Source organism: Bdellovibrio svalbardensis, from assembly GCF_029531655.1.
GTDB classification, from domain to species: domain Bacteria; phylum Bdellovibrionota; class Bdellovibrionia; order Bdellovibrionales; family Bdellovibrionaceae; genus Bdellovibrio; species Bdellovibrio svalbardensis.
Map to the genome: position 1 here is coordinate 953,287 of NZ_JANRMI010000001.1, position 24,046 is coordinate 977,332.

The window sequence follows — 24,046 nt, forward strand, 5'->3', positions numbered from 1 at the left end:
TATACTTTGGAAGAAGTGACGGGCATGTTGGCCAGCAAGCAAATCTCAATTATTGATGAGGTTCGCCAGCCCACCGGCCGCTGGTCTTATATTCGCGAAAGCGAACTTTTCATGGAGATCGTAAGAAACATCCGTGAGGAGCAAGATAACTCTTCTGAAAATACCATGACTCAATCAGTGGCTCAGCACACCGTCACCAAAACGGATGCTCAGACCGCCAGTATTACAATTTCAGATGAGCTGACTCCGACGCCATTTCCTGTGATGGAAGTGAAGCCTCCTGCTATGGAGTCTCATATTAAAGATGTCACTCCTTCGGTTGAACGAGCGAACAGTCGTTCTTTGGCGACGGATAATGCTGCCGCTAAAAGTTATGGTTCGGCGGCAGACAATCGAGTTAAAGGTAAAATTCAGAAACAATCGAATGTTCTTCGTTGGAGTTTGATCGGTATTGCCGGCCTTGCAGCCGTCGCGATTGTCGTTAGCCTGTCTTTAAAGGGTTCCAAAAAATCTGCAGGCTATGAGGAGCTGTTAAAACAAGCTCTTCGCTACAAGAGTATGGGCTTGTACGATAAATCCCTCGCCGCTTATAAAAAGGCGTCTGCGATTAAAGAACCTGATTCTGATACTCAAACACAAATGGCTCCGGTGCTTATTTCAGAAGATCGCCAAAGTTTGCAGGGGCGACGTATTCTTGAAAGAGCTTTGATTCAAGACGGAAGAACGCGTGAAGATTTGGTCGAAGCCTATTTGGGGATCTCTGTTTCTTACATGATGGATGGAGATTTAAAAGAAGCTGAAGATACTTTGCAAAAAGCGATTGGCCATGAGCCTTCGAATATCTCGGCACTTTTGAATTTGGCCATCGTGCAGATGAAAAAGGGAAACTACCTCGAAGCAATGCGCGATTTTGAAGTGATCTATCGCAAAAATGCCAACTCTGTTTTGGCATTGTTTGGTCGTGCAATGTCTGCGATGGAGTATGCAAAATCCACTCAGGATCGTTCGTTCTTGAAGCCACTGATTCATGATATAAAGACAAGTTTGCAAAAAACCGGCTATCTTCGCCAGGAACTGACCTTGTTCTTGGTTTACGCTCAGAATCTGATAGGCGACACGGATGGTGTGAACCAGGCGGTTATTCAGTTCTTGGATTCAGAAGCGGGACTGGCAGAACGCTACACTCATCCGTTGATGGTGGACTGGCGCTTTACCCAGTGGGATTATCTGGAAAAATACTGTTCAGAGCTTTTTGAAAAGAGCATTCAAACTGCGGAAATGAAAGCTTTGCGTTCTGTCTGCTTGATGGAAGTGAATCGTGATTCTGATGCGCAAAAGATGTTGCAAGAAGCATTAACGGAAGGACCGAAAGATCCTTACGTGCTTGCTGCGCAAGCCAGTTACTTGAATAAAGTGAATCGGTTGCCGGAAGCCATGACCATTCTAAAGATGCCGGAACTGACCAGCTTAAAAGTTAGGAATCATCTTTTGGGTGATATTTGCATCGCCAGCCAAGACCTGGCTTGCACGGAAAAGATCTTCACCCAAGTTTACCAGGATAATCGCAACGATGTGGCCGCTCTTTACGGTCTTGCTTGGGTTAAGATGAAAAAGAAAGATCGCGCCGGTGCATATGATTACGTGCGCGCAGGTCTTGAAGCCGAATCCAATTACATTCCAATGCTTGAACTCAGGGACCAATTGGAGTCTGAGTAATGAATAATGCAGCCAAGATTTACTCACTCTGGCTGTTTTTAGCACTGGGAGCCTGCACGAAGGATCCCGGCTTTCACGTTGCTGAATACAAAGAAATTAAATTTGAAGATGTCGCTTCGGATGTAAAAGTTCCGTCGAAAATTTGGGACATGTTGGAGTTCAAAGCCGTCAGCGAGCATGGTGAAGCTCAAGCCGCTTCTCATGGAGAGGCGCCGAAAGCCGAAGGCGGCGGCGAACACGGAGAGAAAAAAGAGGGTGCAGCCGGCCTGCCCAAAGAAATTATATTCTCTGAAGTGAATGTGTTTTTGGTGGAGAAGAACGCTGACATCGTAAAAGGTGAGGCCATTAAGATCGAACTGCCAAAAGGTGGGGGCGAAATTGACTTGGCCCAATTCATCTCTGATCAAAAGGGTTCTTTTTACGTTGGATTTGAATTTCCAGAGTTCACAGAGTCGACCGCTCAAAAAGTGTTGTTTCTTAGCAAAGGCCGCAAACGTCGCATCGACGACAAGGTGATCGGGGCAGGTTGCAATCAGGTCCTCGATATTACAGCGTCTTTTATGAAGGCGATGAGCAAAGAGGGGCTAAAGGTTAACACCACCCGCGAACGTTACACTTCAGTGTTGGCGGGAACATTCTTCATTGCTGCACAAAAAGCCGGAAACATCTATATTTCACAAGTGACTTTTAAGGACTCTAAACACCAGAATCTTTTCTGTGAGGTGCCCTGATGGATAAAAAAACGATTCAGAGTCTTCAAGACAAAGACAATGTCGATCAGCTTTTTCTGGTGAAGGAAAAGACTGTCGCCGTTGGTAAAAATGGTCGTCCTTTCATGGGGCTGCAATTGGGCGATGCCACGGGTACAATTGATGCCCGGTTGTGGGATCGCGTGGATGAGTTGTCCCGCGAGTTTGAAAATGGTGACATTTTAAAAGTAAAGGGCTTGGTACAGCTCTTTCAAAATCGCAAGCAGTTGATCGTTCACAAATTAGAACGCATTGACTCTTCCACAGTGAACTTTGAAGATTTTATTCCTCAGGCGTCTCGGAGTGCGGAAGATATGATGGCAGAACTGCTTCATCTTGTGCGCTCAATGAAGAACGATCAAATTCGTCAGTTGGTTTTGGATACACTGGAAGATCCGGAAATTAGACCCAAGGTTTTACGTGCTCCTGCCGCGAAATCGATTCACCATGCGTGGATTGGTGGTTTGCTGGAGCATATCTTGTCGATCTGTAAAATCATGGATTTTATGGGGACTCACTATCCTTTCTTAAATCGCGATTTGCTTTTGTTTGGAGCGATCTATCATGACATAGGAAAGATCACCGAGCTTTCCTATGATAATGGCATTTCCTATACAGACCGCGGTCGTTTGATCGGGCACATGCAAATTGCCTGCGAGATGATTGATAAAAAAGCCTCGCGCATTTTAGGATTCGACGATGAACTGCGCGACATCTTGAAGCACATTATCCTGAGCCACCATGGCAAGATGGAGTATGGTTCTCCAAAGCGTCCTAAATTTTTGGAGGCCATGGTTGTTGCCATGATTGATGATTTCGACAGTAAAGTCGCGACGGTGAAGACTATTGTCGACAATGAAAAAGGTTCTGGCGAGAAATGGTCTCGCTATAATGAACTGTTTGATCGCTATTTCCTGTTAGATGATCTGAATGAGAAGTATTAATGCTTAAAAGAATTCAAGAGCTGCTCCATACCTATAAAAACTACGATCCAGCAGCGAAGTCGCTGTGGGAGATCGCAATCCTTTATCCGGGACCGAAGGCATTGCTATGTCATCGTATCGCTCATTATTTGTATGGTATTGAGTTGTTTTTCCTGGCGCGTCTGGTGGCGGAGATTTCTCGTTGGATGACAGGAATTGAAATCCATCCCGGTGCCACGATTGGTCGCCGCTTGGTGATTGATCATGGCGTGGGCGTGGTCATCGGAGAGACGGCGATTATTGGTGATGATTGCATCATCTTCCATGGTGTGACTTTAGGCGGAATTAAATTTGATCCGGTGAAAAGACATCCAACCGTGGGCAATCGAGTATTGATTGGTACCGGCGCAAAAGTCTTAGGCCCGATTACCATTGGTGATGGAGCTACAATAGGAGCCAACTCTGTGGTTGTTCGCGATGTTCCTCCTGGAGCCGTGATGGTCGCACCGCTGGCTCAGCAAAAATAAGGGACTATGAAAACACTTGAACAGTGGTTTGCGGAATACAGCGAGAGTCATCAGAATCCTTTAAATCGACGTATTCATAAAGTCTGCGTGCCTGCGATTTTCTTTTCTATTGTTGGCTTGTTAATTCAAATTCCCGTGAACCTGGGACCTCTGCGCTTGGGCGAATTGGTTATCGCGATCGCACTGGGTTGGTATATGACTCTGGGAAGAAAAGCCTTCCTTATGATGCTGGGGCAGGTCATAGCTTCCTATGTTTTGCTTTATATCTTAGGTCACCTTATGAGTCCGGTGATCCCTTTGTTGCTCATCTTCGTTGTAGCCTGGATCGGCCAATTTTATGGCCACAAAGTCGAAGGCAAAAAACCTTCTTTCTTCAAAGACTTACAATTTCTACTCATCGGCCCCCTGTGGGTTTGGACTCACTGAGGTACGCCGTACCTTTCTGAGGCTTGCTGCGTTATTCTCACTCTGTTTTCATGATCTAAAACTAATATTAAATGCTTCGCTTTGCGCTGTGCGTCTCTGCAATAATAGTGGAGTACTTAATCTAGCACGAAAGGAGTTCGGCTATGAAACAGGTAGAGCAAGATTCAACTCCAGCGAACACAAGCCCTAATTCAAAGCAAGTAGAGGGTACTGGAACAGGTACTCCGGTTCGCAAGAGAAATCGCCGCCGTAGACTAGCAGCTTGGTAAAAGCTTAAAGTCTGCGCAATTCCTACTCCACGCATTCCGCGTGGTAGTAGGAATTATAATCCCCCGCATTTTCCAGGACCGCCCAGCTTCCGTCTTTACGAACCAGAGTGCGCTTCGTCTCATCATCCTTACTCAAAGACACATAACCATCTTTTAGATCCTGAGCACTCAGCGTGCGTGTGATAGAACCGCCATCTGTCAGCGATTCTTGAATCTCAAGAAGGCCGTTGGATTTTGCCGAGCTGACTTCGTGAATAACGATATCTTTGAGGTCGGTACGATCAATATTCTTACAGAAGAGCAAAGTCTTGGGAGCCGCTTGCGAAGTGGCCATCGCACACAAAATACTGGCACATAAAAGTGTCGATGTTAATTTCATGAATCCCCCCTCAAGCCGGAGGCCCTTTCTAGCAAAGGCTTTCCCGAGATGAAAGAAAAATGAGAACCAACGCACTACAAAAGTACTTTGCATTTAGTAGTAGTTTTTTGTCGCAGTAATCGTCCCCAGCCGTGTAGAGGTTCCCATCCATTCTCATTAGTCTTTCAGCGCGCTTTCACTGAATTCTCATCATATCGAAAAACATCAGAAGTTCTGTCCAAGCGAAACTGTTCGCTTTATCACTGAGTCCGAATTTAGATGACTCCAACAAATTACGGAGTGCAGAGAACCTACTCCGACGAAGTCGGAGTGTAGAGAGCTTACTCCGACCAAGTCGGAGTGCGGACCAGATAGGATTCAGAAATGAAAAGAAAAGGTAAAACCCCTCGATTTAAAACTCAAAGACGTCTTTTGATGGAGCTTCCGGGCATGGGCAAAGCGGGTGCCATGGAAAGAAAGCCCTATCCTCCGGGACAACACGGTCAACGCCGTCGTAAGTATTCTGAATTCGGCTTGCAATTGGAAGAGAAGCAAAAGATTCGTTTCCATTATGGAGTTCGCGAAGAACAATTCCGTCGTCTTATCAAGAAGGCGCAAAAGTCTTCCAACTCGAACTGGGTCGAAGCTTTGGTCAATCTTTTGGAAAAACGCCTGGACAATGTCGTATTCCGCTTGGGTTTCGCCGTCAGTGTTCCGGCTGCGAAACAAATGGTTTCTCATGGCAAAGTTTTAGTGAATGGGAAGAAAGTTAATATTGGTTCTCAGATCATTAAAGTGGGCGATGTTATAACATTGAAACCTGATGCTTATGAAAATCAAACTTATCTTCAGGCGAAACAAAGCCCGCGTTTACCGCTTCCGTCATTTATGATGAAAGAGGAAAAAGGTGGGGTGGAGTCAGGTCGTCTTATTGATGAACCGAATATTGAAGCGGTTCCATTCGCGTTCGATGCCGGTCTTGTAATTAGCTACTACTCTCTACGTGGTTAATAAATCAACAGGAGACGTGAAATGAAAAACACCAAATTTCTGGAAGCGGAAGAGATTTCCCTCGAGGAAGTAAATAACGAGTGGGTCTCTGTGACAATGGCAGGCGAAAAGTTCGTATTCGACATGGATACTTTGTACGATATCTCTTTTCGCTTTGCTTCGTTTCTGGCCTATCTAGAGCAGCGTGAAGAAGATGGTGAGGCCATCTGCGCGGATTGTGCCGGCAAAGTTCACTAAGGGCTGCGACGACGTCCTTTGGCTTCGGGGGTTCCATCCGCAGGATCTTCGGGCCATTGGTGTTTGGGATATTTGATTCGCAATTCTTTGCGAACTTCCGGATATCCGTTCTTCCAGAAACTTTCGAGATTGGCTGTCACTTGCACGGGCCGGAAATTCGGCCCCAGCAAATGAAAGGTCACGGGGATCTTTCCAAATAGAAGCTTCGGTGTTTCTTGAAGTCCAAAGACTTCTTGAATGCGCACTTCCAGGTACGGAGCTTTATCTTCCGGGTAAATGATTTTAATTTTACTTCCACTCGGAACTTCGATGCGATCGGGAAGTTCTTTTCTGAGCGTGTGTACGAAATCCTGCGGGAAAACATTTTCAAAGAAGAACGCCAGGTCCTTCTCAAAAACTGTCTGCATTTTGCTTTCACCCATGCAGGCTTGAGCAAAAGCTTCCAGTTTCAATTCCGGAATTTCAGACTCAAAAGACAGGCCTTCGTGGCGCTTGAAGAACTCAACCCGCTCCCACCACTGCGCAAGCTTTTCATTGTTTTTTAAGACCAAATCCCATTTTTCAACCAGGACTTGCGGCAGCTTTTCAGAGACTTCTTGCTGCGAGGCCGGTAGCAGGCTGGGTTCTTCCAAGGGAAGACCAAACAAAGACTTGTACTCGCGGATGAAGAATTGCCCCTTCTCTTCGATAAAGGTGACGTCGCGAACTTTTTGAATCTCGTCTTTAAAATGGGAAAGAATAAAATCTTTCGAGAAACCACAGGCCAGGCTGACAATCGTTTCAGCATCACTGCTGCCTTCGACGCCATTGAGGGCCACGAAGAACTCCGAAGATTTTACAAGTGTTTCGTTTTGAAGTTTTACACCTCGTCCACCAACCATCAGGGCCCGATCTGAATTTCCACGACGTCGACAAAGGCGGTCGGGGAAGGCTTTCAACAATAATGTGCGAAGTTCCAGATTGTTTGGCTCAGCTTGGGCCGCTTTACCTGGCACCATTTTCTTGCCTAAGGAAAGAATTTGCCGTGTGGATTGCTCCACCGTTTGCAGGGCAAAGAAGCTCGCTTCGCGCGGAGCTTTCCCGGATTTTCTAAACTGCTGTAAAAGGTCCAAGCGCACGGTGATATCGCATTCAGTTTTGTCACCCAGGAACGAGCTGATCGCTTCACGTCTCAGGAAGTCTCGCTCCTGCAGAATCCCGGCAAGGTCGGCCCCCAATTCCGAAGAGCCGCGCTCCAAGGCTACTAACATCAATTTTGCCAGGCGCACGGGAAGAGGGAAGTGAAGAATCTTTCTGCCAGAGTCGGTGATCTTGTTCTTGCCGTCCAAGGCTTTCGCCAGGCGCAGATATTGAAGCGCTTTTTCAATGGCAATGGAATTGGGCTTTTCAAACCAAGTGAAGTTTTGAAAGTCGGCGACACCCTGGGCGGCCAAGAAAAGCAAACTCTCAGTGAGATCAACCCGTTGAATTTCAGCAACTTCACTTTTTGTGAAGGAAAGCTCATCCATCTTATTCCACAGGCGATAACAAATCCCAGGGAACTGACGAGCGGCACGGCCTGAACGTTGAATGGCACTTGAAAGGCTGATGCGCCCTAATTCTAGGCGCGAAAAACCAGTTCGGTAATCTTGCTTCATATTCTTGGCAAGACCCGAATCAATAACAGTGTTCACACCATCTAAAGTGACAGAAGACTCTGCGATATTTGTAGAAAGAATGATTCGCTGTCTGGAGCCTTTTTGCAGAGCTTTTCTTTGCTCTTCAATGCCCAGGGAGCCATGCAGGGGAACCAGCTCTATATTGCGGCCCTCGCACCATGAAGAAAGATTGTCTTTGGCTCGTTCAATCTCTCCCACACCAGGAAGAAAGACTAAAATGTCTTTAGAAGTTTTGCCTTGTGCCTCTTTGACTGTTGAAAAAAGATTTTCATAAAAAGCAGGGGAGGTTTGCAGCACTTGATGGTTCTTCTGGTAGATCACCTCAAGCTCAAAGAGCTTTCCGGGAACGCTGACAACGGGACTATTTCCCAAATAAGCAGAAATCTTTTCTGCTTCGAGGGTTGCCGACATTACAAGAAGTTTGATATCTCGCCCCAGCTCTTGCAATTCACGAAGCAAGCCCAAAGCGAGGTCCACGTGCATGGAGCGTTCATGAAACTCATCCAGAATAACCAGATCGACATCGGACAGTTCGGGATCATCGATCATCTGTCTCGCCAACAAAGCTTCAGTCATAAAAATCAGACGAGTTTTTGCAGAAGTTTTATTGGCAAAACGAACTTGATAGCCGACTTCCTCGCCAACAGTCCAACCACGCTCTTCCGCAATCCGATGGGCTGCCGCGATGGCGGCCATCCGGCGGGGCTCTAGGACAATAATTTTCTTTTCAACAATATCAAGCAAAGCCGGAGGCAGTCGTGTTGTCTTACCCGCGCCCGGAGCTGCCGTGATGACAAGATTATTCCCCTCAGACAACCTGGTCTGAATCTGCGGAATAAACTCATCAACAGGAAGGTTTAATTTCATATTAGGCCGGGTAGATCAAAAGCATGAACTCGGCTTTTTCAAAAGCATTTTTGTTGATGATCGAATCAATGGTGCCTTCGAGGACCAATTCATCTTCTTGCGAAAGATTGTAGGTGATCAAGAACTGACGATTTGGAAAATGCTCTTTCATGTCGTTCAAAGTTTTTTTCAAACGATAAGGAGTGTCCATGATGACGATCGCACGCTTTTCTTTCGTCAGTTCACGAAGAGCGGCGCCACGGCTTTCTGTTTCTGCTGGCAAGAAGCCTCTGAACACAAATTGATCCAGACGTTGTCCACTCAAGGACAGCAAGCCCATCAAAGATGAAGGACCCAAAACAGATTTAACCGCCAGGTTCTTTTTGCGGCACAGTCGCACAAGATCTGCGCCCGGATCTGCAAAGCCAGGAGTTCCGCAGTCGGTGATCAAAGCCACCATTTTCTCAGCGCACAAAGGAACCAAGGCCGCTTTGTCTTCCGGCGTGGAGTGCTCATCAAGGATTTCAAACTTTTTTCCAGTAATACCGTGCGACCGCAAAAGTTTCGAAGCTTCCTTTGTGCTTTCGCAAATAATGACTTCGGCTTCTCTTAAAACATCCAGAGCACGCAAAGAAATTTCATTATAGTCTCCGATAGGAGTGGCCACCAGATACAACATTTAAGACTCCTTTTTAGAGCGCAGGAAGTTCATAAGACGGGGAAGATTTTCCGGAGGATGGGCTTTCCCAGAGTGAGTGCTTTCGAAGAAGTAACTTTCCACTTGAGGACATTTCGTCGCCATCAGGTGGAGGATCACAGGTTCATTCTCAAAAAAGTAAATTTTCTGATAGGACTTCGTCAGTGCTCCCAGGAACCAGTCTGTTTTAAACTCCGCATCGTCCATGACTTTGTGAGGTTTTAAAACCAAGTGGGCATGATCGTTTAAAGGCAGCCCCCACTTGCGCAGCACTTGTTCTGAGCCGACACCCATGCGCTGCACATCGCGACCCGTAAGGTAAGCGATGTCAGCACCTGCGAGCGCCACTTCATTGACAAACTCAACAGCACCTTCAGTGGGCTTATCGTATTGCAAATATTCATTCGAAAAAAAATGCTGATACCAAAAGTCCATGATGGCTTTTTTAAAATCCGGATGACTGTCGTCAACACCAGCTCGTTCCAAAGCACCCGTGATGCCCCAGTCAGAATGCATAGTTTTAATGTCTTTAAAAAGAGCGACTTGTTCAGGGAAGCGATTTTGAAATTCAGGGACTGCCGCAAAGTCGAGGAGAATGCGCTCCAAGCGAGGGCTGACGTCAAATAAGGTCGAATCCAAGTCAAAGACCACCAGGCACTTTGATCCTTGCGAAGAAACCCTCTGAATGTTGACAAGTAAAGCCTCTAACATACGGGGTCATCCTATCTGTTCAGGTCTGGTTAAGGCAAAGACTTTTCTTGCTCTCACAGGGCCAATTTCTATAACCTGAACCTGTCTAAACCTGGAGTTTTTATGATGAAAAAAATGATAGCTGTGCTCTCTCTCCTCTGTGCAACTGGACTGGCTGGCTGTCATTTCAGAAAGGAAGTTTTAGGGAGCGCTGAAAACCCTATTAAATTTCATCTTGTCCCCTCTGTGGACGCGAAAGTCCTGGCGGACAACTCGAAGATTTTGAAAGAGTACTTAGAGAAAAACACGCCTTACAAATTTCAAATCACAATTCCCCAGTCTTTTGTTGCTGTCGTGGAATCCTTTGGAACCGAACGCGCCGATGTGGCCGCGATTAATACCTATGGATACTACATGGCGCACAAAGCTTACGGTGTGGAAGCGCGTCTGACAGTGATTCGCTATGGTCTGGCAACTTATCAATCTCAATTCCTGGCAAGGTCTGACAGTAAAATCAAAACTCTAAAAGATCTCCAGGGCAAAAAAATGGCCTTCGTCGATCCGGCATCGATGTCTGGATATCTGCTACCGCTTAAGACTTTGAATGATAAGAAGATCACTCTCAAGCAAACAGTTTTTGCCATGAACCATGATGCGGTCGTGACGATGATCTATCAGGGGCAAGTTGACGCCGGGGCCACTTATTACAGTCCTCCTCAGGACGGACATATTGAAGATGCCCGTCGCTTGGTAAAGACACAGTATCCTGATGTCGAGCAAAAAGTAAAAATCATAGAACTCTCAGAGCCCATTCCAAATGATCCCATTGTGTTTCGCAAAGATCTTCCCGAGGAAATGAAGGAAAAAATCAGCGATGCGCTCTTGCAGTTTGTGGCTACTCCTGAGGGGAAGAAATCCATGGATCTGATGTTAGGGGCTACCAATCTTAAGAAGTCGACTGACGCTGACTATGATACCGTTCGGGAAATGCTCAGAACGATGGTCCCGGAGAAAAAATAGTGAAGACTCAAATCTTATCAGTGATCTTATCGGTGAAAAATCTGACGAAGACTTATGGCAACGGCGTCAAGGCCTTGCGTGATGTGAGCTTCGATGTCGAACAGGGCGAGTTCTTGGTTGTGATCGGTCTGAGTGGCTCGGGTAAGTCGACACTCATGCGTTGTATAAATCGCCTGCAGGAGCCCACGAGCGGAGAAATTTATTTTCAAGGCCAAGATATCGGCAAGATCGATAAGAAGGAACAAATCAGAGACCTTCGCCGGAAAATGGGAATGATCTTCCAGCATTTCAATTTGATTCCACGGCAAAGTGTTCTAACGAATGTGTTGATGGGATGTTTGGGACGAAAAAACACCTGGCGCAACAGTTGGCTCAGTCTTCTTGGAATCTTTTCTGAAGAGGATCGCAAGGAAGCTCTGAAAAATTTAAAACTCGTCGGTATCTCAGAGAAATCCCATCTGCGGGCGGATCAACTTTCGGGGGGACAAAAACAGCGAGTGGCTATTGCCAGGGCCCTTACGCAAAATCCGGTTCTTCTTCTGGCGGATGAACCGGTGGCCTCGTTGGATCCCGCCACTTGTCATGTCGTGATGGATTATTTGAAGAAAGTAAATCAAGAGCTCGGGATAACGGTGATCGCAAATCTTCACTTTCTTTCTTTGGTCAGACAATATGCAACCCGGGTGATTGCTCTGAAGGAAGGACAAATCGTTTTCTCAGGAAAGCCATCTGAGATCACAGAGGAATGGTTTCAAAAAATATACGGGGAGGGCGCACAGGATGTTTCGACGGACGGTCTTTGATAGCATTCTTGGAGCATTTCTTCTTTCGGTGCTGGCAATCGCACTTTTTGTGGGAAGTGAAGAACAACTTCTGAATCTGACCAGAGATGTTCTTTTTGTTGGTGGGTTCTTCATTCTCAGTGCGGGGATCAGCTGGTCATTGCGTGCAAGAGGTGTGGTGACTTTGGGTGATGTACTTTTCAAGACTGTGAAAAGTGAAGAAGCCCGGGCTTGGTACAAAAGTTTTTGGGGTTGGCAGTTGGTGGTCAGCTTGATTGTTGCGTTTATGGTCGCGGTGATTAAAACGCAGTTTTCATTCGTCGAGTTGTTTGACTATCATGGTTTCGGCGGTGCGGTTCGTTTGTTCAAGGGACTTTTCAATCCAAATTGGGATGTTTTGCCTCGCGCTGTCCTTAATATCATAGAAACTATTTTTATGGCCTTCCTGGCGACGGCTCTGGCGATTCCGGTAGCTTTCGTACTGAGTTTTTTCTGTGCGAAGAATATTATGAAGGGCCCCGCAGGATATTTTGTCTATTTGATTCTTAGAACAGTGTTGAATGTCACGCGCTCGATTGAAGCCCTGATCTGGGCCATCATCTTTTCAGTCTGGGTGGGGATTGGGCCTTTTGCAGGGATGCTCGCTTTGATGATTCATTCTGTGGCCTCCTTAGCAAAGCAGTATTCAGAGATGGTGGAGTCCGCTGAAGAAGGGCCTATTGAAGCGATTGAGTCAACCGGCGCCAATAAACTGCAAACAATTTGGTATGCGATTGTTCCTCAAGTGCTTCTGCCTTATATTTCATTTACGGTGTATCGCTGGGATATCAATGTGCGCATGGCCACTGTCATCGGACTTGTTGGCGGCGGCGGAATCGGGACGATGCTGATTCAGTATCAAGGACAGGCGATGTGGCGAGAAGTGGGTTGTATCATTGCCGTGATTGCGGTGGTGGTATGGGCTCTGGATCAAGCTTCTGCGTATATCCGCGAAGCTTTGAAGTAAGGATAAAAAATGGCAGAAACATTTCATTATAAAGTGACAATCAAAGAAACCCATATTGATTCTTATGGTCACGTCAATAACGCGGCTTATTTGTCTTTGTATGAAGAAGCCCGCTGGGAGTTGATCACACCTCGAGGATATGGATTTTATAAAATTCACGAGATCAAAAAAGGTCCTGTTGTTTTAGATGTGAATTTGAAATTTATGAAAGAGATCCGTCTGCGCGAGACCATCACAATTACCTGTGAAGTCGTGGATTATAAGGGCAAAGTCGGCCATATGAAGCAGCAGATGATCAAGGAAGATGGCACCATCGCCAGTGAGGCGCTATTTACTTTCGGACTGTTTGATATGCAGGCTCGCAAGTTGATCGAAGCGACCCCGGAATGGATGACTGCAATTGGAATGGGGGAGTAGGCAAGACCTACTCCGACTTACCCACAGGAAGTGCGACGACGACGATGTAGAACTTCCCTTTGCTTGTATTAAAGGGAATCATCATTCCAGCTGAACCTTGCGCGCAGGGGACGACCTGATTGGCCCCCAGCAACACTCGTGGTACAGTCATTTTGACGCCAAAATTGGAAATTTCTGCTTTAGCATTACCAAAAATAATATTATTGATTTCGCCGACCGCATCTTGGTTGTCAGCGTTGAGTTCGGTTTGTTCTTCCATCAACATTGTGGAGACCACTTCGAGGTAGCTGCCTTTATCGAATGATACACACAGGAAACCCTGGAAAGTCTGACTTTGAATATCAACGACAGAAGAGACTTCACCCAGCAGAGGTTCATGCGGAGATCTCGGTCCGGCTTTGTCCATCTTTACAGAAGTCACACCAAATTGACCAAGGACCTTGGTAGTTGCCTGGATCACAGCATTAATCACCCGCACATCGACAGCATACTTGGTCGCGGCAGCCGCGGTGGCGGGAGCATCTTTCACAACGCCATGGTGTTCTGCATTTAAAATTGAAATCATCGCGCTGATAAGTTCTGCTGGAGAAACAGGCTTTTTAAAGAACTTACATTTTTTTAGAGAGTCAGGCAGATCCGTAGCCTCTCTTTGGCTTACAACGATCAGCTCGGCATCCTGGGTGTTCTTATAGGTATGCAAACCGTAAACGAAGCCTCCATCCATCAGGCGGGGAACTTCGGTATCAATAAGGACCATATCAAACCGTTGGTTTTCTGATTTGATCGCAGCCTCAGCTCCATCTTTGGCGCGGACAACGACGGGCGATACGCCGGAGTCCTTGAGCTGCTTCAGCAAAGGTTCTTTTACGAGTTGTTCTAACTCGCAATTGTTATCAACAATGAGGATATTTTTTCTGTAGTTCATGTCTTTTTTCTGTTCAAACACCATAAACAATTATCGGTTTTATACAGCAATTCCTGAAGCAACCATTAACGCTTGGTAAGATATCGGCTATTGGTGGGGGAACTGAAAGGATTAAATTTGACCAGAAGTTCGACAATAAATTGGCACTAAAAGTCCTATAAAATGTCTAAAATCCTACAGTTAAGTCAGGTCCTGTTTGCGCCGATAGATTGCGCAAGGAGTACTTCAATGAATAAGCAATACTATCTTTCTAATAATGGGACTCACGTCGGACCGTACACACTTGAGACCGTCTTGAAAAAGATTGAAATGCACGAAAATCAATGGACCGACTATGTCTTTGATGAATCCCTCGGTGAATGGATGATGTTGCTCGAGCATCCTGAGTTTTCAGTGAATCTTTCAAGCAAGCCAGCAACTAAACCAGACGTTGCGCCAATTCCAATCCCAACATCGTCGGTGGCTCCTCTTAAAGATAAAGAGTGGTTTATCCTTAAAGAAGGTAACAACTACGGTCCCTTCAGCCAAGTTGAGCTGGTGCAAATGCTTCAAGAAAAAACTTTGTTTGAATACGATTATGTATGGCATGCCAAACTTCCTGCTTGGCAGCGCATCGCTGAAATTGAAGACTTTGCGCCGGAAACAATCCGTGCATTAAAACAGTCCCACGAGCAAGGACTGGCAGAGATTTTCTTCCGTCGCCGTCATGCGCGCGCATCTTATGGCGCCTCTTTGATTGTCCATAACAACAAGACGGTCTTCCGCGGTCAGGCGCTTGAAATTAGCGCGGGCGGAGCGGGGGTTCTAATTGATAATCCAAATCTTCAGCCTGGGCAGTCCCTGTTCTTGCATTTCCAACCAGGCGATGGGGTTCCTCCTTTCAATGCTGTCTGCCAAATCGTCAGTAAGCAGTTTGTGAAAGATGGTTCGGATGCCTCGGTCGATCCGGTGAGATATGGTGTGAAGTTCACAACGCTCAGTCAGTCCGTTAGAGAGAGCATTAAGAACTACGCCACAGCGAAAGCGGCATAACTTTAATTTAGTTAACGGAGAATAAAATGGCAAAAAGCTACGGACTGGGCTTCGTCGCACTGGCTTCAGCAATGACTATGATGTTGTTGGGAGCCTGCGCACAAGATGTGAAATTTGATTTGCCACCTACGAGCGACAACTTTGGTCAAAGCATCACGTATAACAATAAAGTCGATATTCTTTGGGTCATGGACAATTCATCGTCCATGTCAAAGCATCAAACAAACCTGAGTCAGGCCATTCCTGGGCTGATGACCAAGCTGAATTCCTTAAAGATGGACTATCAGATGGCTGTCGTGACTAGCAGTATGGGCGGAACGAATCCTAATGGTGGGCAATTTATCGGTTCACCAGGCATATTGAACAAAAACACTCCGAACCTGACCAGTGTCCTTTCCTCGCGACTTGTGGTGGGTCAAGATGGCAGCGATAACGAACGAGGTCTTGAATCTATGGAGACCGTTCTTTCATCATCCTATCAAGCCAATCAAGGCCGCGGATTCTTGCGTTCGGATGCTCTTTTGGTTGTCATTGCCTTGTCTGACGAGGATGACAAAAGTAAATCATCGGCATCCGCAGTGAGCTATTATACGAACTTCCTGGATAGCATTAAGCGCCCATATTCTGACGGCACAAGATCCTGGATGTTTAACTTCATTGGAATTTTGAGTTTGAGTGGAACCTGCAACACCACTTCGTTGGACTACAAGGAGCCCGGATTGGCCTTTATGGGTCTTTCTGATGTGTCTGGTGGGACGAAGGGGTCCTTGTGCAATTCAGATATGTCCAGCGCAGTATCAGAGATTCGTGCGCGAATACTTCAGATTCTCACCGACTTTAAACTTTCAAGTAAGCCGGTTGAATCAACGATCGTAGTCAAAGTGAACGGACAGGTTGTTGCCCGTAATGCCACCAATGGCTGGGACTATCTGGCAGACAAAAACATCATCCGCTTCTATGGATCAGCAGTTCCTGCCGCAGATGCTTCAATTAAAGTTGATTTCAAGCCGGCAGAAGCAAACTGATAATACAATCCCTGGGCTTTCATCAGTTCATCATGAGAGCCCACTTCCATGACTTCCCCTTGATTTAAAACCACAATGCGATCACATTGCTCAATCGTTGAAAGACGGTGAGCAATGATGATGCTCGTGCGACCCTTGGTGATTTCTTTTGTCGCCTCTTGAATGATGTGTTCACTTTCAGAGTCGATGTTTGCAGTTGCTTCATCCAAAATTAAGATATCAGGATTGAAGGCCAAAATGCGGGCAAAGGCAATCAGCTGTCTTTCGCCGACAGAAAGATTAGCACCACGCTCATCGACCGTGCTCAACAGATCTCGACCCGTGCGTTTCAGAAGATCCATATAACCCGTTTTCTCGCAAGCCGTGCGGATCTGTTCATCGCTGATGCGCGGATCTCCCAAGCCGATGTTGTCGCGAATATTGCCTCTAAATATAAAATTGTCCTGCTGAACGACGCCGACATGGTGGCGAATCTCTTCGCGCGGGGTGCGCTCAATGGCCACGCCATCGACATAGATCGTATTTGCTGGGGCATCGTAAAAGCGTTGTAGCAAAGAGATGAAAGTCGACTTGCCGCTGCCAGTGCGCCCAACCAAGGCAATGGATTCGCCAGCCTTGAAATGTAAGTTGATATTTTTCAACACCAAGGGGAGTTGCGGTTCGTATTGGAAATTCAGGTTGCGAATCTCAATGTCGCCGCGAATGACCTGATGACTCTGCAGCTCGGCCGACTCACTTTCCTGATGCTCATCCATAAGTGTGAAAATGCGCTCGGCGCTGGTCAGAGAATTCTGGAACTGTTGATATTTTTCTAAGATCTCGCGAAGTGGGGGGATGAAGTCCTGAATGTTCATCAGGAACGCCACCAGGGAGCCAATCGCCAAAGAATTCTGTGCGCTCAGGAGACCGCCAAAATACAGGGCTGAAGTGATGGTCACCGCATTGAAAAGATTCATGATCGGCTGCATGAGAGCATAGGCGCGAATGGATCGCATATTGGTGTCGCGGTAGTCTGTAGACAGGGCCGTGAACTTTTCGCGATTTCTTTTTACACGATTGTAGAGTTGGACGACTTTGATTCCGTTTAGGTTCTCGGCCAGGAAGGCGTTGATGGTTGAGAGTTTTTTCTTTTGCTCTCTTAAAATATCACGGATCTTGTTGCTGAGATAAAAAGAAGCCCAAATAAATAGGGGTGCGAAAATCAAACAGATGATCGTCAGCTTCCAGGAAATAAAAGCCAAGGCGACGACGACTGAACAAATGATCACGAACTGAGTGAAAACTGAAATCACGCCCTCGGTGAAGAGTTCTCCCAAGGAGGCCACGTCATTCGTGAGACGAGTCACAATACGTCCGGTGGGTGTTTTGTTAAAGAACTGAAGTGGCAGCCTCTGTACGTGGTTCATCAAATCCTCGCGAAGATGATAAAGCATGCGATTGCCAAAAAGCTGAAACAAGTAAACGTTGGTGAATGAAAACGTCGAGCGCAGAATCTCAAGACCTAAATAGGCAAAGGCTACTTGAGTAAAAACATAATACTTTTTCTCTATCACACCGTGGTCAATGGCATAGCCGATCAACGCGGGAATCAAGCGTGCGACCAGTGCTCCACCAGCGACGGCAAAGATTGCGAAGAACAACAGAACTTTTTCACGACGGGCATACGGCCAAAGACGCTTAAAAAGGACCGGGTAGGTGACGGAAGTTTTTACCAGATCTTCATTCATGAAGTTATCACTCATGGCTTGCCTCCTGCCCCTGAATTTGCACAATTTTCTGGAAGGTTGGACTTGAGTTTAAGACTTGAGAATAAGTTCCCCAGGCCTCGACACGACCATCTTTGAGAATTAAGAGCTGGTCGACTGTTTTTAAAGAGGACAAACGATGGGCCACAATAATGCGGCTCATGCCGGAATCCCCTTTGCTTAATTCTTTTTCAATGGCTTTTTCAGTTTTGGTATCCACGGCACTTAATGAATCATCTAGAATTAAGACCGGAGTTTTCATGATAAGCCCACGTGCAATCGTCAGTCGTTGCTTTTGCCCGCCTGAAAGATTCACGCCGCGTTCGCCTAATTGTGATTCGAATTTCATAGGCAATGCATTCACTTCGTTTGTGAGGTCCACAATTTCAGTCATGCGTTGGATGTCGGAATCAGAGGCACGTTCAGCAAGTCCGAAGCTGACGTTCTCGGTAATGCTTTCGCTGAATAAAAAAGCCTCTTGCGGGACCAGTAGGAAGACTTGGCGCAAAGATTCTTGAGTGATGTTTTCTATCGGAATCCCGTTGACCAGAATTTGTCCCTCTTCCAAAGGATAAAGGCGGGTCAGCAAATGCAGGAGGGTCGTCTTGCCGCTGCCGACAGGTCCCATGATGCCGAGGCTGTGGCCGGCTTGCAGCGTGAATGAAATATCCTTTAGAACATAAACGGGGCTGTTCTTATGCTTGAAAGAAACATGTCTGAACTCAAGACTTTCGAACTTGTTAATTTCAACAGTGCCGAGGTCAGGAATATCGGTTTCCGTTTGCAGAACTTCTTTCATGCGATCAAAGGAGGCATAACCTTTTTGGAAGAACGAGAATCCCATTCCCAAGGCGGTCATGGGCCAGACCATCTTTTGAATGTAGCGATGGAACGCCACAAAGGTTCCAATTGTCACAGCTCCAGAATAAAGATCATCCTTGGCGACGAACAGCAGAATCACGCTGCCGGAGGTCACTCCAAATTCCATCACCGGAACAAAGAAGGCATCAACGCGTGCAACTTTGTTGCAGGCTTTTTCGAAGGCGGCACTCACCCCATTAAATAATGTGGTGCGGTTGTCCTCTTGAGAAAAGCTTTTAATAACTCGAATGCCGCCAACTGTTTCCTGGGCGACACCAGTCAACTCAGAAAAACGATCTTGCTGGGTCTTATAGTTGAGATGAATCAGCTTCATCACTTTCCAAATAAGGAAAGGCACCAAAGGCAGAAAGATCAGGGTCTTCCACGTCCAAGTCCAATTCATAGAAATCATAATCGGCAAAACCACCAGAATGATGATGATGCCATCTGCTAGAATGAGCATGCCCGGGCCAATGGCTTGGCGGAATGATTGGACATCATTCGTCAGAAGACTCATCAGTTCGCCCACTTGATTCTTGTGGAAAAAGTTCGGACCTAAAGAGGTAACATGCTTAAAGAGTTTTTGACGAATGTGTTCAGCAGCAAAGGTGTGGAACTTGCCAAAGTGCGTGCGCCAGCCATAGCGAGTCACGGCAAGGCTTGTCATGATTGCAAAGAACAAAACACAGGTCTTGGTGATATCACTCATAGGAACGCGTCCTTCGATTTGATCCAGGGCCTTTTTCATGATGAGTGGGTAAACGCCGTCGAGCGCGTTCGTTAGGAATAGAAAAAACATCCCCAGGCCAAAAGCTCGGGGATTGTTTTTAATGTAATACCAAAGGGGACGTTTAAAGAGGGTCGAATTATCTGACTCAGTCTGCATGTTGGAAGAACTCTATTTAATCCCGACCAGATCGACAAGTGATTTGACCTGTCGAGCGATTTGCGCAGAACAATTGCTCACGGCATAAAAAAGGTCGGCGTTCAAAGTCGCGCTGTTCCCAGTTGTAGTAGAAGACTCTTTCTGTTGTGAGTCGCAGAAAAAGGTTTTTAAGAAATTGCATGTGAACCTCCTCACTGTCACCCCTAGGATCGGCAGAAAAGACCCGTTATTCAATACTCTTGTCAATGGTATCGTATTGTAATACTCTGGTTTCGGAGGCCGATATGTCCCAGATAGACCAATTTCTTGGTGCTCTAAAAAGAACACTCAAAGCGAAGAATATTCTATATCGTGATTTGGCGAAGTCGTTGGATCTCAGTGAATCTAGCGTGAAGCGAATTCTCTCCAGCAAAAGTCTGAGTCTGGAAAGACTTGAGGAGATCTGCAGAATCGCTGACATCAGTTTTGCAGAGGTGGTTAAAGCCGCCAATCTGGAGGAGGCGAATCAGGTTGTGCTATTGGCGGAAGAGCAAGAACGCGCTCTGGCTGAGAATGCCCGCTTGCTGCATTTCTATATGATGCTACATGACGGGAAGACTCCGCAAAAGATTGAAAAGGAATATCAGATTACTCGCGCGGAGTCGCAGAAATTTCTTTTCCAACTGGATCGATTGAATCTGATCGAATTGCATCCTCGCGATAAAGTGAAATTTAAAAAGCAAGGGTTCTTGCGTTTCCGTCGTGATGGCCCGGTGGGAAAGGCCCTTTTTGAACAAACGAAATCAAGTTATCTTTCTTACGAATTTAAGCCGGAAGACTACATTCGATTTACACTCTTGAAAGTCAGTCCTCCGACTTTGGCGAAATACAAATCAAAGTTAGATCGTTTGATGTTGGAAATGCAGGAAGAGGCTCGCTTCGAGGCGGAACATAATGTGCCGGTAGTGGACACCGGTGTCCTTTTGTCCTTCCGACCATGGCAGTATTCCTATATGGGAGCCATCAGGAAAAAAGATCAGCAAGGTTAGGATTTGTCTTTCGAACTCGTAATTTGCTCTCAGGCGAATTCCACAGGACTCTGGGCCCATGAAAGAAATTCGTCTGATCAGCCTGGCTGTTTCTATTTTAATGTTTGGTATTCTTGCTCACGCGGGCTCGATGTTTGATCGCAAGACAACAGCAGGAAAATATCTTTTTGAAACCCTCTTGGATCAAGGGGTTCCGCGCGAACCCTTGGATCAAACTTTTCGGTTGTTCGATTATAATTCGGGCAGAATTCCCAACACAACTTATGCTGTGATCATTGATCATTCCCTGCCTTCAACAATGAAGCGACTTTACCTGATGAACTTCAATACAGGTGTTGTGGAAAGATTCTATGTCGCTCACGGGATCAATTCCGGTGTGATTGAAACGCGTAACTTTTCTAACCTTCAAGACTCTTGGAAAAGTTCGATTGGCTTCTATTATGCCAAAGGAACTTATATGAGCCAGAAAAATGGTTTGTCTTTGTACTTGGATGGAATTGATCGCTCCAATAATAATGCCCGCCTTCGCAATATTGTCTTGCATGGTGCGAAGTACGTGAGCGATGAGTTTATTCGCCAGAATGGCCGTCTTGGTTGGAGCGAAGGATGTCCTGCAGTCAGCTTAGAGGCGCTACCTTATTTGGTAAATTTGCTGCAAAATGGAAGCATTATATTTTCTTATCACAAAGATTTGCTGCAGGCTTCGAAGCAATATCCGACCGAACAAAGTTTGGATGGCGATGAAGTGGTTCCACCGGGGACGAATACCAGTCGCACTCCTGGGGAGGGTGGTGGACAGCAGCAGGCGCCAGAGTATTTCCAGTTACCGGATATTCAATTCTCCGGTTTTCAATTCCCAGAGACGCCCCAGCTCCGAGTTCCTACTTTTTAATTTCGATCGCCGTGGCGTAGGTGTCGACCACGAAGCGCATCCCTTGATTGAGTTTATCTTCTGGGTAGCCCATAAGGATTTTCTCGAAGAGCATCACGCCATGGAAGTAAGTGTCCAAAGTTTGAATGAACAACTCCAAATCCACATCAGTGCGAATCTTTCCTTGAGTCGCCAAATTCTCCAGACGCATCTTTACGTCGGGATGAATTTTCTTCGGAATGATTTCGCGAATGCGTTTGAGGAATTTGGCATCTGTTAAACATTGTGAGATGACAATTTTAAAAAACTCTGAGTCCTTCTGGCAGTGTTTGTAGTACATGGAATCGATGAGTTTATGAAGCTCCTCGCGAACTGTTTCCTGGGGAGGGTAGGGCAGAATATCCAGAGGAACATCTTCGATATGTTTTTCAATAAGTGCGAAGAGCAGTCCCATCTTGCCATCAAAGTAGCGACCAATAAGTGATTCATTGAGTTTTGCTTTGTCAGCGATCATTCGAGTGGTCGCGCCTTTAAATCCATGCTTTGAGAAAATATCTTCCGCTGCATTCAGCAAGCGCTCCTCAGATGCGGATCTATCTCGCTTTTTTGGCCTAGTGCGAGCAGTGCTCACATGTGCGCTCGTCTTTTGCTGAGATGTCTCATCCATAAAAAACTCCTCAAAATCTATCTTAAGTGTCTGATAAAGCTTGTCTTTCTATAATGTATCATAAAACTGCCGACCGAACAAGTAAGTAATTGCTTGAGTACTTTGTGAAATTACCGTAACTATATGTATGTAAGCGATTACTTAATACTTCGATTTCCTCGGAGTCCGAACTGAACCAGATCAGGAGACAGATCATGAAGGCAAAGAGCGTTCTTAACACCTCAAAGCTGATTCTCGCGCTCGGAATTAGCATCGTGAGTACAAGTGCGTCCGCACTCACTTTGGCAGATTACTTGGAGCAAGTTAAAACGGATAACACGTCCTACAAGGGAAGTTCTCAGCAGTCCGAAGGGGCGGCTTTGAAATCCCGTGAAGCGGATTTATTTTTTACTCCAAAGATGTTCGCAGAAGCGCAAGTGGGGCATGATGGGAAGCCGTCTCAACCAAAGACTTCTGATAAAATCAAATCAGAAAACTACTCTTTGGGTCTTACACAGCAGTTCAATTTCGGCTTGCAAAGTAAACTGTACTACAATCTTGCAAAGACCGAGTTTGTGAATGCCAACACGAATATGATTTCCATGCCGGAATATTGGGATGCAACTCCAAAACTTGAGTTGTCGATGCCTTTGTGGGGTGGTGGTTTCGGTCGTACGGCGCAGGCCAATCAAGAGATCACTCGTCAGCAAAATTACGCAGATCAATTCCAGAGTTCATATCAGTCCGTCGGATACTTGGCGCAGGCTGAAGCGGCTTACTGGAAGTTGTCGGCTTGGAATGATGTTGTCGTGATTCAAGAAAATGCGCTGAAAGCGGCACAAAATATCTTTGATTATGTTAGCAAAAAGAAAAAAATGAATCTCGGTGAAGAAGCCGATGTGGTGCAAGCCCGCGCCTTGGTTGAGGCTCGTACGCTCGAGTTGCAAGTTGCCAATAACGAGAAAAAGGAAGCTCTTCGCAACTTCAATAAATATTTGAATCGCAATGCTGACGTGACGGTGGACTCTCTGGAGCCGGTAAACTATGCGGCTTTGGAAAATCTCACGGTTCCGCAGGTGCGTCCTGGTGATCGCTACGACGTGAAAGCGACAGAGGCCCAGTTGGCAACAGCGAAGGCTAATTCGCAGTTGGTCAATGAACGTAACAAACCGACATTTGATGTTTATGGTACCTATGCTCTGAATGGCCGCGATAAAGAACAAAGTGATGCCATGAAAAAGGCCGGTTACACAGAAACAGACACCAGCTTTGTCGGTGTTCGTTTCAATATGCCTTTGAACTTCACTGCGACTTCAGATGTTAAATCCGGTGCTTTGAAAACGGAAAAAGCTGCGGAGTACAATCGCCAGTATGCCCTTTATGCCCAAGAGCAAGATTGGATCAATTTGACTAAATCTTTGGGCGATGCGCGCGATAATCTTCGTCTGTTGGGCCGAATAGAGACTCTGCAAAAAACCAAATTGGATGTCGAAAGAAGTCGTCTTCGCCAAGGGCGCACAACGACTTATCAAGTGTTGTTGTTCGAACAGGATTACTCACAGGCCGCACTTTCTAAAGTGAAGTCCGCTGCCAATATTTTGGGATTGCAAACACAAATCAAACTTTACAATGCCGCTGGCTCTCAATCCGACGCTGGTCTACACTCCGACGCTGTCGGAGTAGAAGGAAAATAGT

Annotated in this window: 26 protein-coding genes; 17 read left to right on the forward strand and 9 right to left on the reverse strand. The window is 46.2% G+C overall.

The features are described from left to right. Positions 1–24: 24 nt before the first annotated feature. The 6 genes from NWE73_RS04470 (at position 25) to NWE73_RS04495 (ending at position 4,610) form a co-directional block, all read left to right on the forward strand. The gene (locus tag NWE73_RS04470) at positions 25–1,716 is read left to right on the forward strand and encodes a tetratricopeptide repeat protein (protein WP_277577082.1); all 1,692 of its coding nucleotides are present in this window, start codon (positions 25–27) and stop codon (positions 1,714–1,716) included. Next, positions 1,716–2,447 carry a hypothetical protein gene (locus tag NWE73_RS04475; protein WP_277577083.1) on the forward strand — a complete coding sequence of 244 codons (732 nt, stop codon included), beginning with the start codon at positions 1,716–1,718 and terminating at the stop codon, positions 2,445–2,447. The genes NWE73_RS04470 and NWE73_RS04475 overlap by 1 nt, the downstream gene beginning before the upstream one ends. Further along, positions 2,447–3,409 carry a 3'-5' exoribonuclease YhaM family protein gene (locus NWE73_RS04480; RefSeq protein WP_277577084.1) on the forward strand — a complete coding sequence of 321 codons (963 nt, stop codon included), beginning with the start codon at positions 2,447–2,449 and terminating at the stop codon, positions 3,407–3,409. Before NWE73_RS04475 ends, NWE73_RS04480 begins: the two co-directional genes overlap by 1 nt. Further along, positions 3,409–3,915, forward strand: a complete 507-nt coding sequence (gene cysE / locus NWE73_RS04485; protein ID WP_277577085.1) for a serine O-acetyltransferase — start codon at positions 3,409–3,411, stop codon at positions 3,913–3,915. Before NWE73_RS04480 ends, cysE begins: the two co-directional genes overlap by 1 nt. Before the next feature lie 6 nt (positions 3,916–3,921). Continuing rightward, complete coding sequence (locus NWE73_RS04490; RefSeq protein ID WP_277577086.1) at positions 3,922–4,341, forward strand: Mpo1 family 2-hydroxy fatty acid dioxygenase; 420 nt, start codon at positions 3,922–3,924, stop codon at positions 4,339–4,341. A gap of 143 nt (positions 4,342–4,484) precedes the next feature. Next, the gene (locus tag NWE73_RS04495) at positions 4,485–4,610 is read left to right on the forward strand and encodes a hypothetical protein (RefSeq protein ID WP_277577087.1); all 126 of its coding nucleotides are present in this window, start codon (positions 4,485–4,487) and stop codon (positions 4,608–4,610) included. Between the two features lie 22 nt (positions 4,611–4,632). Here the strand turns inward: NWE73_RS04495 and NWE73_RS04500 are convergent, their stop codons facing one another. Next, positions 4,633–4,989: a hypothetical protein gene (locus NWE73_RS04500; protein ID WP_277577088.1), complete on the reverse strand. Its 357-nt coding sequence runs from the start codon at positions 4,987–4,989 to the stop codon at positions 4,633–4,635. Between the two features lie 363 nt (positions 4,990–5,352). Between NWE73_RS04500 and rpsD the strand changes: the two genes are divergently transcribed. Next, positions 5,353–5,979: a 30S ribosomal protein S4 gene (gene rpsD / locus NWE73_RS04505; protein ID WP_277577089.1), complete on the forward strand. Its 627-nt coding sequence runs from the start codon at positions 5,353–5,355 to the stop codon at positions 5,977–5,979. Between the two features lie 21 nt (positions 5,980–6,000). Beyond that, on the forward strand, positions 6,001–6,216 hold the full coding sequence (locus tag NWE73_RS04510; RefSeq protein ID WP_277577090.1) for a hypothetical protein: 216 nt from the start codon (positions 6,001–6,003) through the stop codon (positions 6,214–6,216). On the opposite strand, the gene hrpB is transcribed toward NWE73_RS04510, so the two are convergent. Genes hrpB through NWE73_RS04525 form a run of 3 tightly spaced genes read right to left on the reverse strand, consistent with a single transcriptional unit; the run spans position 6,213 to position 10,128 of the window. Continuing rightward, positions 6,213–8,741 carry an ATP-dependent helicase HrpB gene (gene hrpB, locus NWE73_RS04515; protein WP_277577091.1) on the reverse strand — a complete coding sequence of 843 codons (2,529 nt, stop codon included), beginning with the start codon at positions 8,739–8,741 and terminating at the stop codon, positions 6,213–6,215. The two genes, NWE73_RS04510 and hrpB, sit on opposite strands and share 4 nt — an antisense overlap. A 1-nt stretch (position 8,742) precedes the next feature. After that, entirely contained in the window at positions 8,743–9,399 is a 657-nt protein-coding gene (locus NWE73_RS04520; RefSeq protein WP_277577092.1) for an SAM-dependent methyltransferase, read from the reverse strand. Then, a complete protein-coding gene (locus NWE73_RS04525) occupies positions 9,400–10,128 on the reverse strand; it encodes an HAD family hydrolase (RefSeq protein WP_277577093.1) in 729 nt (242 codons plus the stop codon). 102 nt (positions 10,129–10,230) lie between these two features. Between NWE73_RS04525 and NWE73_RS04530 the strand changes: the two genes are divergently transcribed. Genes NWE73_RS04530 through NWE73_RS04545 form a run of 4 tightly spaced genes read left to right on the forward strand, consistent with a single transcriptional unit; the run spans position 10,231 to position 13,332 of the window. Next, a complete protein-coding gene (locus tag NWE73_RS04530) occupies positions 10,231–11,127 on the forward strand; it encodes a phosphate/phosphite/phosphonate ABC transporter substrate-binding protein (protein ID WP_277577094.1) in 897 nt (298 codons plus the stop codon). After that, positions 11,127–11,930, forward strand: a complete 804-nt coding sequence (phnC, locus tag NWE73_RS04535; RefSeq protein WP_277577095.1) for a phosphonate ABC transporter ATP-binding protein — start codon at positions 11,127–11,129, stop codon at positions 11,928–11,930. Before NWE73_RS04530 ends, phnC begins: the two co-directional genes overlap by 1 nt. After that, the gene (gene phnE, locus NWE73_RS04540; protein WP_277577096.1) at positions 11,908–12,915 is read left to right on the forward strand and encodes a phosphonate ABC transporter, permease protein PhnE; all 1,008 of its coding nucleotides are present in this window, start codon (positions 11,908–11,910) and stop codon (positions 12,913–12,915) included. The genes phnC and phnE overlap by 23 nt, the downstream gene beginning before the upstream one ends. A 9-nt stretch (positions 12,916–12,924) precedes the next feature. Next, complete coding sequence (locus NWE73_RS04545; RefSeq protein ID WP_277577097.1) at positions 12,925–13,332, forward strand: acyl-CoA thioesterase; 408 nt, start codon at positions 12,925–12,927, stop codon at positions 13,330–13,332. A gap of 7 nt (positions 13,333–13,339) precedes the next feature. On the opposite strand, the gene NWE73_RS04550 is transcribed toward NWE73_RS04545, so the two are convergent. After that, a complete protein-coding gene (locus NWE73_RS04550; RefSeq protein WP_277577098.1) occupies positions 13,340–14,281 on the reverse strand; it encodes a chemotaxis protein CheX in 942 nt (313 codons plus the stop codon). A gap of 204 nt (positions 14,282–14,485) precedes the next feature. On the opposite strand from NWE73_RS04550, the gene NWE73_RS04555 reads away from it, so the two are divergent. Both NWE73_RS04555 and NWE73_RS04560 read left to right on the forward strand, forming a co-directional pair. Then, the gene (locus NWE73_RS04555) at positions 14,486–15,289 is read left to right on the forward strand and encodes a GYF domain-containing protein (protein WP_277577099.1); all 804 of its coding nucleotides are present in this window, start codon (positions 14,486–14,488) and stop codon (positions 15,287–15,289) included. 26 nt (positions 15,290–15,315) lie between these two features. After that, positions 15,316–16,314: a hypothetical protein gene (locus NWE73_RS04560; protein WP_277577100.1), complete on the forward strand. Its 999-nt coding sequence runs from the start codon at positions 15,316–15,318 to the stop codon at positions 16,312–16,314. On the opposite strand, the gene NWE73_RS04565 is transcribed toward NWE73_RS04560, so the two are convergent. Genes NWE73_RS04565 through NWE73_RS04575 form a run of 3 tightly spaced genes read right to left on the reverse strand, consistent with a single transcriptional unit; the run spans position 16,245 to position 19,987 of the window. Then, positions 16,245–18,056, reverse strand: coding sequence for an ABC transporter ATP-binding protein (locus tag NWE73_RS04565; RefSeq protein WP_277577101.1), 1,812 nt, complete (start codon positions 18,054–18,056; stop codon positions 16,245–16,247). The genes NWE73_RS04560 and NWE73_RS04565 overlap by 70 nt on opposite strands. Next, positions 18,049–19,806: an ABC transporter ATP-binding protein gene (locus tag NWE73_RS04570; RefSeq protein WP_328517223.1), complete on the reverse strand. Its 1,758-nt coding sequence runs from the start codon at positions 19,804–19,806 to the stop codon at positions 18,049–18,051. The genes NWE73_RS04565 and NWE73_RS04570 overlap by 8 nt, the downstream gene beginning before the upstream one ends. A gap of 16 nt (positions 19,807–19,822) precedes the next feature. Further along, positions 19,823–19,987 (reverse strand): hypothetical protein, encoded by a 165-nt coding sequence (locus NWE73_RS04575; RefSeq protein ID WP_277577103.1) that lies wholly within the window; start codon positions 19,985–19,987, stop codon positions 19,823–19,825. A 103-nt stretch (positions 19,988–20,090) separates the two neighbouring features. On the opposite strand from NWE73_RS04575, the gene NWE73_RS04580 reads away from it, so the two are divergent. Together NWE73_RS04580 and NWE73_RS04585 are read left to right on the forward strand one after the other, a co-directional pair. Beyond that, the gene (locus NWE73_RS04580) at positions 20,091–20,834 is read left to right on the forward strand and encodes a helix-turn-helix domain-containing protein (RefSeq protein ID WP_277577104.1); all 744 of its coding nucleotides are present in this window, start codon (positions 20,091–20,093) and stop codon (positions 20,832–20,834) included. Positions 20,835–20,892: 58 nt separating this feature from the next. Next, positions 20,893–21,726: a murein L,D-transpeptidase catalytic domain family protein gene (locus tag NWE73_RS04585; protein ID WP_277577105.1), complete on the forward strand. Its 834-nt coding sequence runs from the start codon at positions 20,893–20,895 to the stop codon at positions 21,724–21,726. Here the strand turns inward: NWE73_RS04585 and NWE73_RS04590 are convergent. Then, positions 21,716–22,372: a TetR/AcrR family transcriptional regulator gene (locus NWE73_RS04590; protein ID WP_277577106.1), complete on the reverse strand. Its 657-nt coding sequence runs from the start codon at positions 22,370–22,372 to the stop codon at positions 21,716–21,718. The two genes, NWE73_RS04585 and NWE73_RS04590, sit on opposite strands and share 11 nt — an antisense overlap. A 194-nt stretch (positions 22,373–22,566) precedes the next feature. Between NWE73_RS04590 and NWE73_RS04595 the strand changes: the two genes are divergently transcribed. Then, positions 22,567–24,045, forward strand: coding sequence for a TolC family protein (locus NWE73_RS04595; protein WP_277577107.1), 1,479 nt, complete (start codon positions 22,567–22,569; stop codon positions 24,043–24,045). Position 24,046 lies beyond the last annotated feature (1 nt).

Bases quoted from the DNA above. Each gene is read 5' to 3' on its own strand.
- NWE73_RS04475 (WP_277577083.1), top strand. From the start codon at position 1,716: ATGAATAATGCAGCCAAGATTTACTCACTCTGGCTGTTTTTAGCACTG.
- NWE73_RS04500 (WP_277577088.1), bottom strand. From the start codon at position 4,989: ATGAAATTAACATCGACACTTTTATGTGCCAGTATTTTGTGTGCGATG.
- cysE (WP_277577085.1), top strand. From the start codon at position 3,409: ATGCTTAAAAGAATTCAAGAGCTGCTCCATACCTATAAAAACTACGAT.
- NWE73_RS04585 (WP_277577105.1), top strand. From the start codon at position 20,893: ATGAAAGAAATTCGTCTGATCAGCCTGGCTGTTTCTATTTTAATGTTT.
- NWE73_RS04490 (WP_277577086.1), top strand. From the start codon at position 3,922: ATGAAAACACTTGAACAGTGGTTTGCGGAATACAGCGAGAGTCATCAG.
- NWE73_RS04530 (WP_277577094.1), top strand. From the start codon at position 10,231: ATGATGAAAAAAATGATAGCTGTGCTCTCTCTCCTCTGTGCAACTGGA.
- NWE73_RS04555 (WP_277577099.1), top strand. From the start codon at position 14,486: ATGAATAAGCAATACTATCTTTCTAATAATGGGACTCACGTCGGACCG.
- NWE73_RS04590 (WP_277577106.1), bottom strand. From the start codon at position 22,372: ATGGATGAGACATCTCAGCAAAAGACGAGCGCACATGTGAGCACTGCT.
- hrpB (WP_277577091.1), bottom strand. From the start codon at position 8,741: ATGAAATTAAACCTTCCTGTTGATGAGTTTATTCCGCAGATTCAGACC.
- NWE73_RS04575 (WP_277577103.1), bottom strand. From the start codon at position 19,987: ATGCAATTTCTTAAAAACCTTTTTCTGCGACTCACAACAGAAAGAGTC.
- NWE73_RS04565 (WP_277577101.1), bottom strand. From the start codon at position 18,056: ATGAGTGATAACTTCATGAATGAAGATCTGGTAAAAACTTCCGTCACC.
- NWE73_RS04520 (WP_277577092.1), bottom strand. From the start codon at position 9,399: ATGTTGTATCTGGTGGCCACTCCTATCGGAGACTATAATGAAATTTCT.
- NWE73_RS04580 (WP_277577104.1), top strand. From the start codon at position 20,091: ATGTCCCAGATAGACCAATTTCTTGGTGCTCTAAAAAGAACACTCAAA.
- NWE73_RS04480 (WP_277577084.1), top strand. From the start codon at position 2,447: ATGGATAAAAAAACGATTCAGAGTCTTCAAGACAAAGACAATGTCGAT.
- phnE (WP_277577096.1), top strand. From the start codon at position 11,908: ATGTTTCGACGGACGGTCTTTGATAGCATTCTTGGAGCATTTCTTCTT.
- NWE73_RS04525 (WP_277577093.1), bottom strand. From the start codon at position 10,128: ATGTTAGAGGCTTTACTTGTCAACATTCAGAGGGTTTCTTCGCAAGGA.
- NWE73_RS04570 (WP_328517223.1), bottom strand. From the start codon at position 19,806: ATGCAGACTGAGTCAGATAATTCGACCCTCTTTAAACGTCCCCTTTGG.
- NWE73_RS04545 (WP_277577097.1), top strand. From the start codon at position 12,925: ATGGCAGAAACATTTCATTATAAAGTGACAATCAAAGAAACCCATATT.
- NWE73_RS04510 (WP_277577090.1), top strand. From the start codon at position 6,001: ATGAAAAACACCAAATTTCTGGAAGCGGAAGAGATTTCCCTCGAGGAA.
- NWE73_RS04495 (WP_277577087.1), top strand. From the start codon at position 4,485: ATGAAACAGGTAGAGCAAGATTCAACTCCAGCGAACACAAGCCCTAAT.
- NWE73_RS04470 (WP_277577082.1), top strand. From the start codon at position 25: ATGTTGGCCAGCAAGCAAATCTCAATTATTGATGAGGTTCGCCAGCCC.
- rpsD (WP_277577089.1), top strand. From the start codon at position 5,353: ATGAAAAGAAAAGGTAAAACCCCTCGATTTAAAACTCAAAGACGTCTT.
- NWE73_RS04595 (WP_277577107.1), top strand. From the start codon at position 22,567: ATGAAGGCAAAGAGCGTTCTTAACACCTCAAAGCTGATTCTCGCGCTC.
- NWE73_RS04560 (WP_277577100.1), top strand. From the start codon at position 15,316: ATGGCAAAAAGCTACGGACTGGGCTTCGTCGCACTGGCTTCAGCAATG.
- NWE73_RS04550 (WP_277577098.1), bottom strand. From the start codon at position 14,281: ATGGTGTTTGAACAGAAAAAAGACATGAACTACAGAAAAAATATCCTC.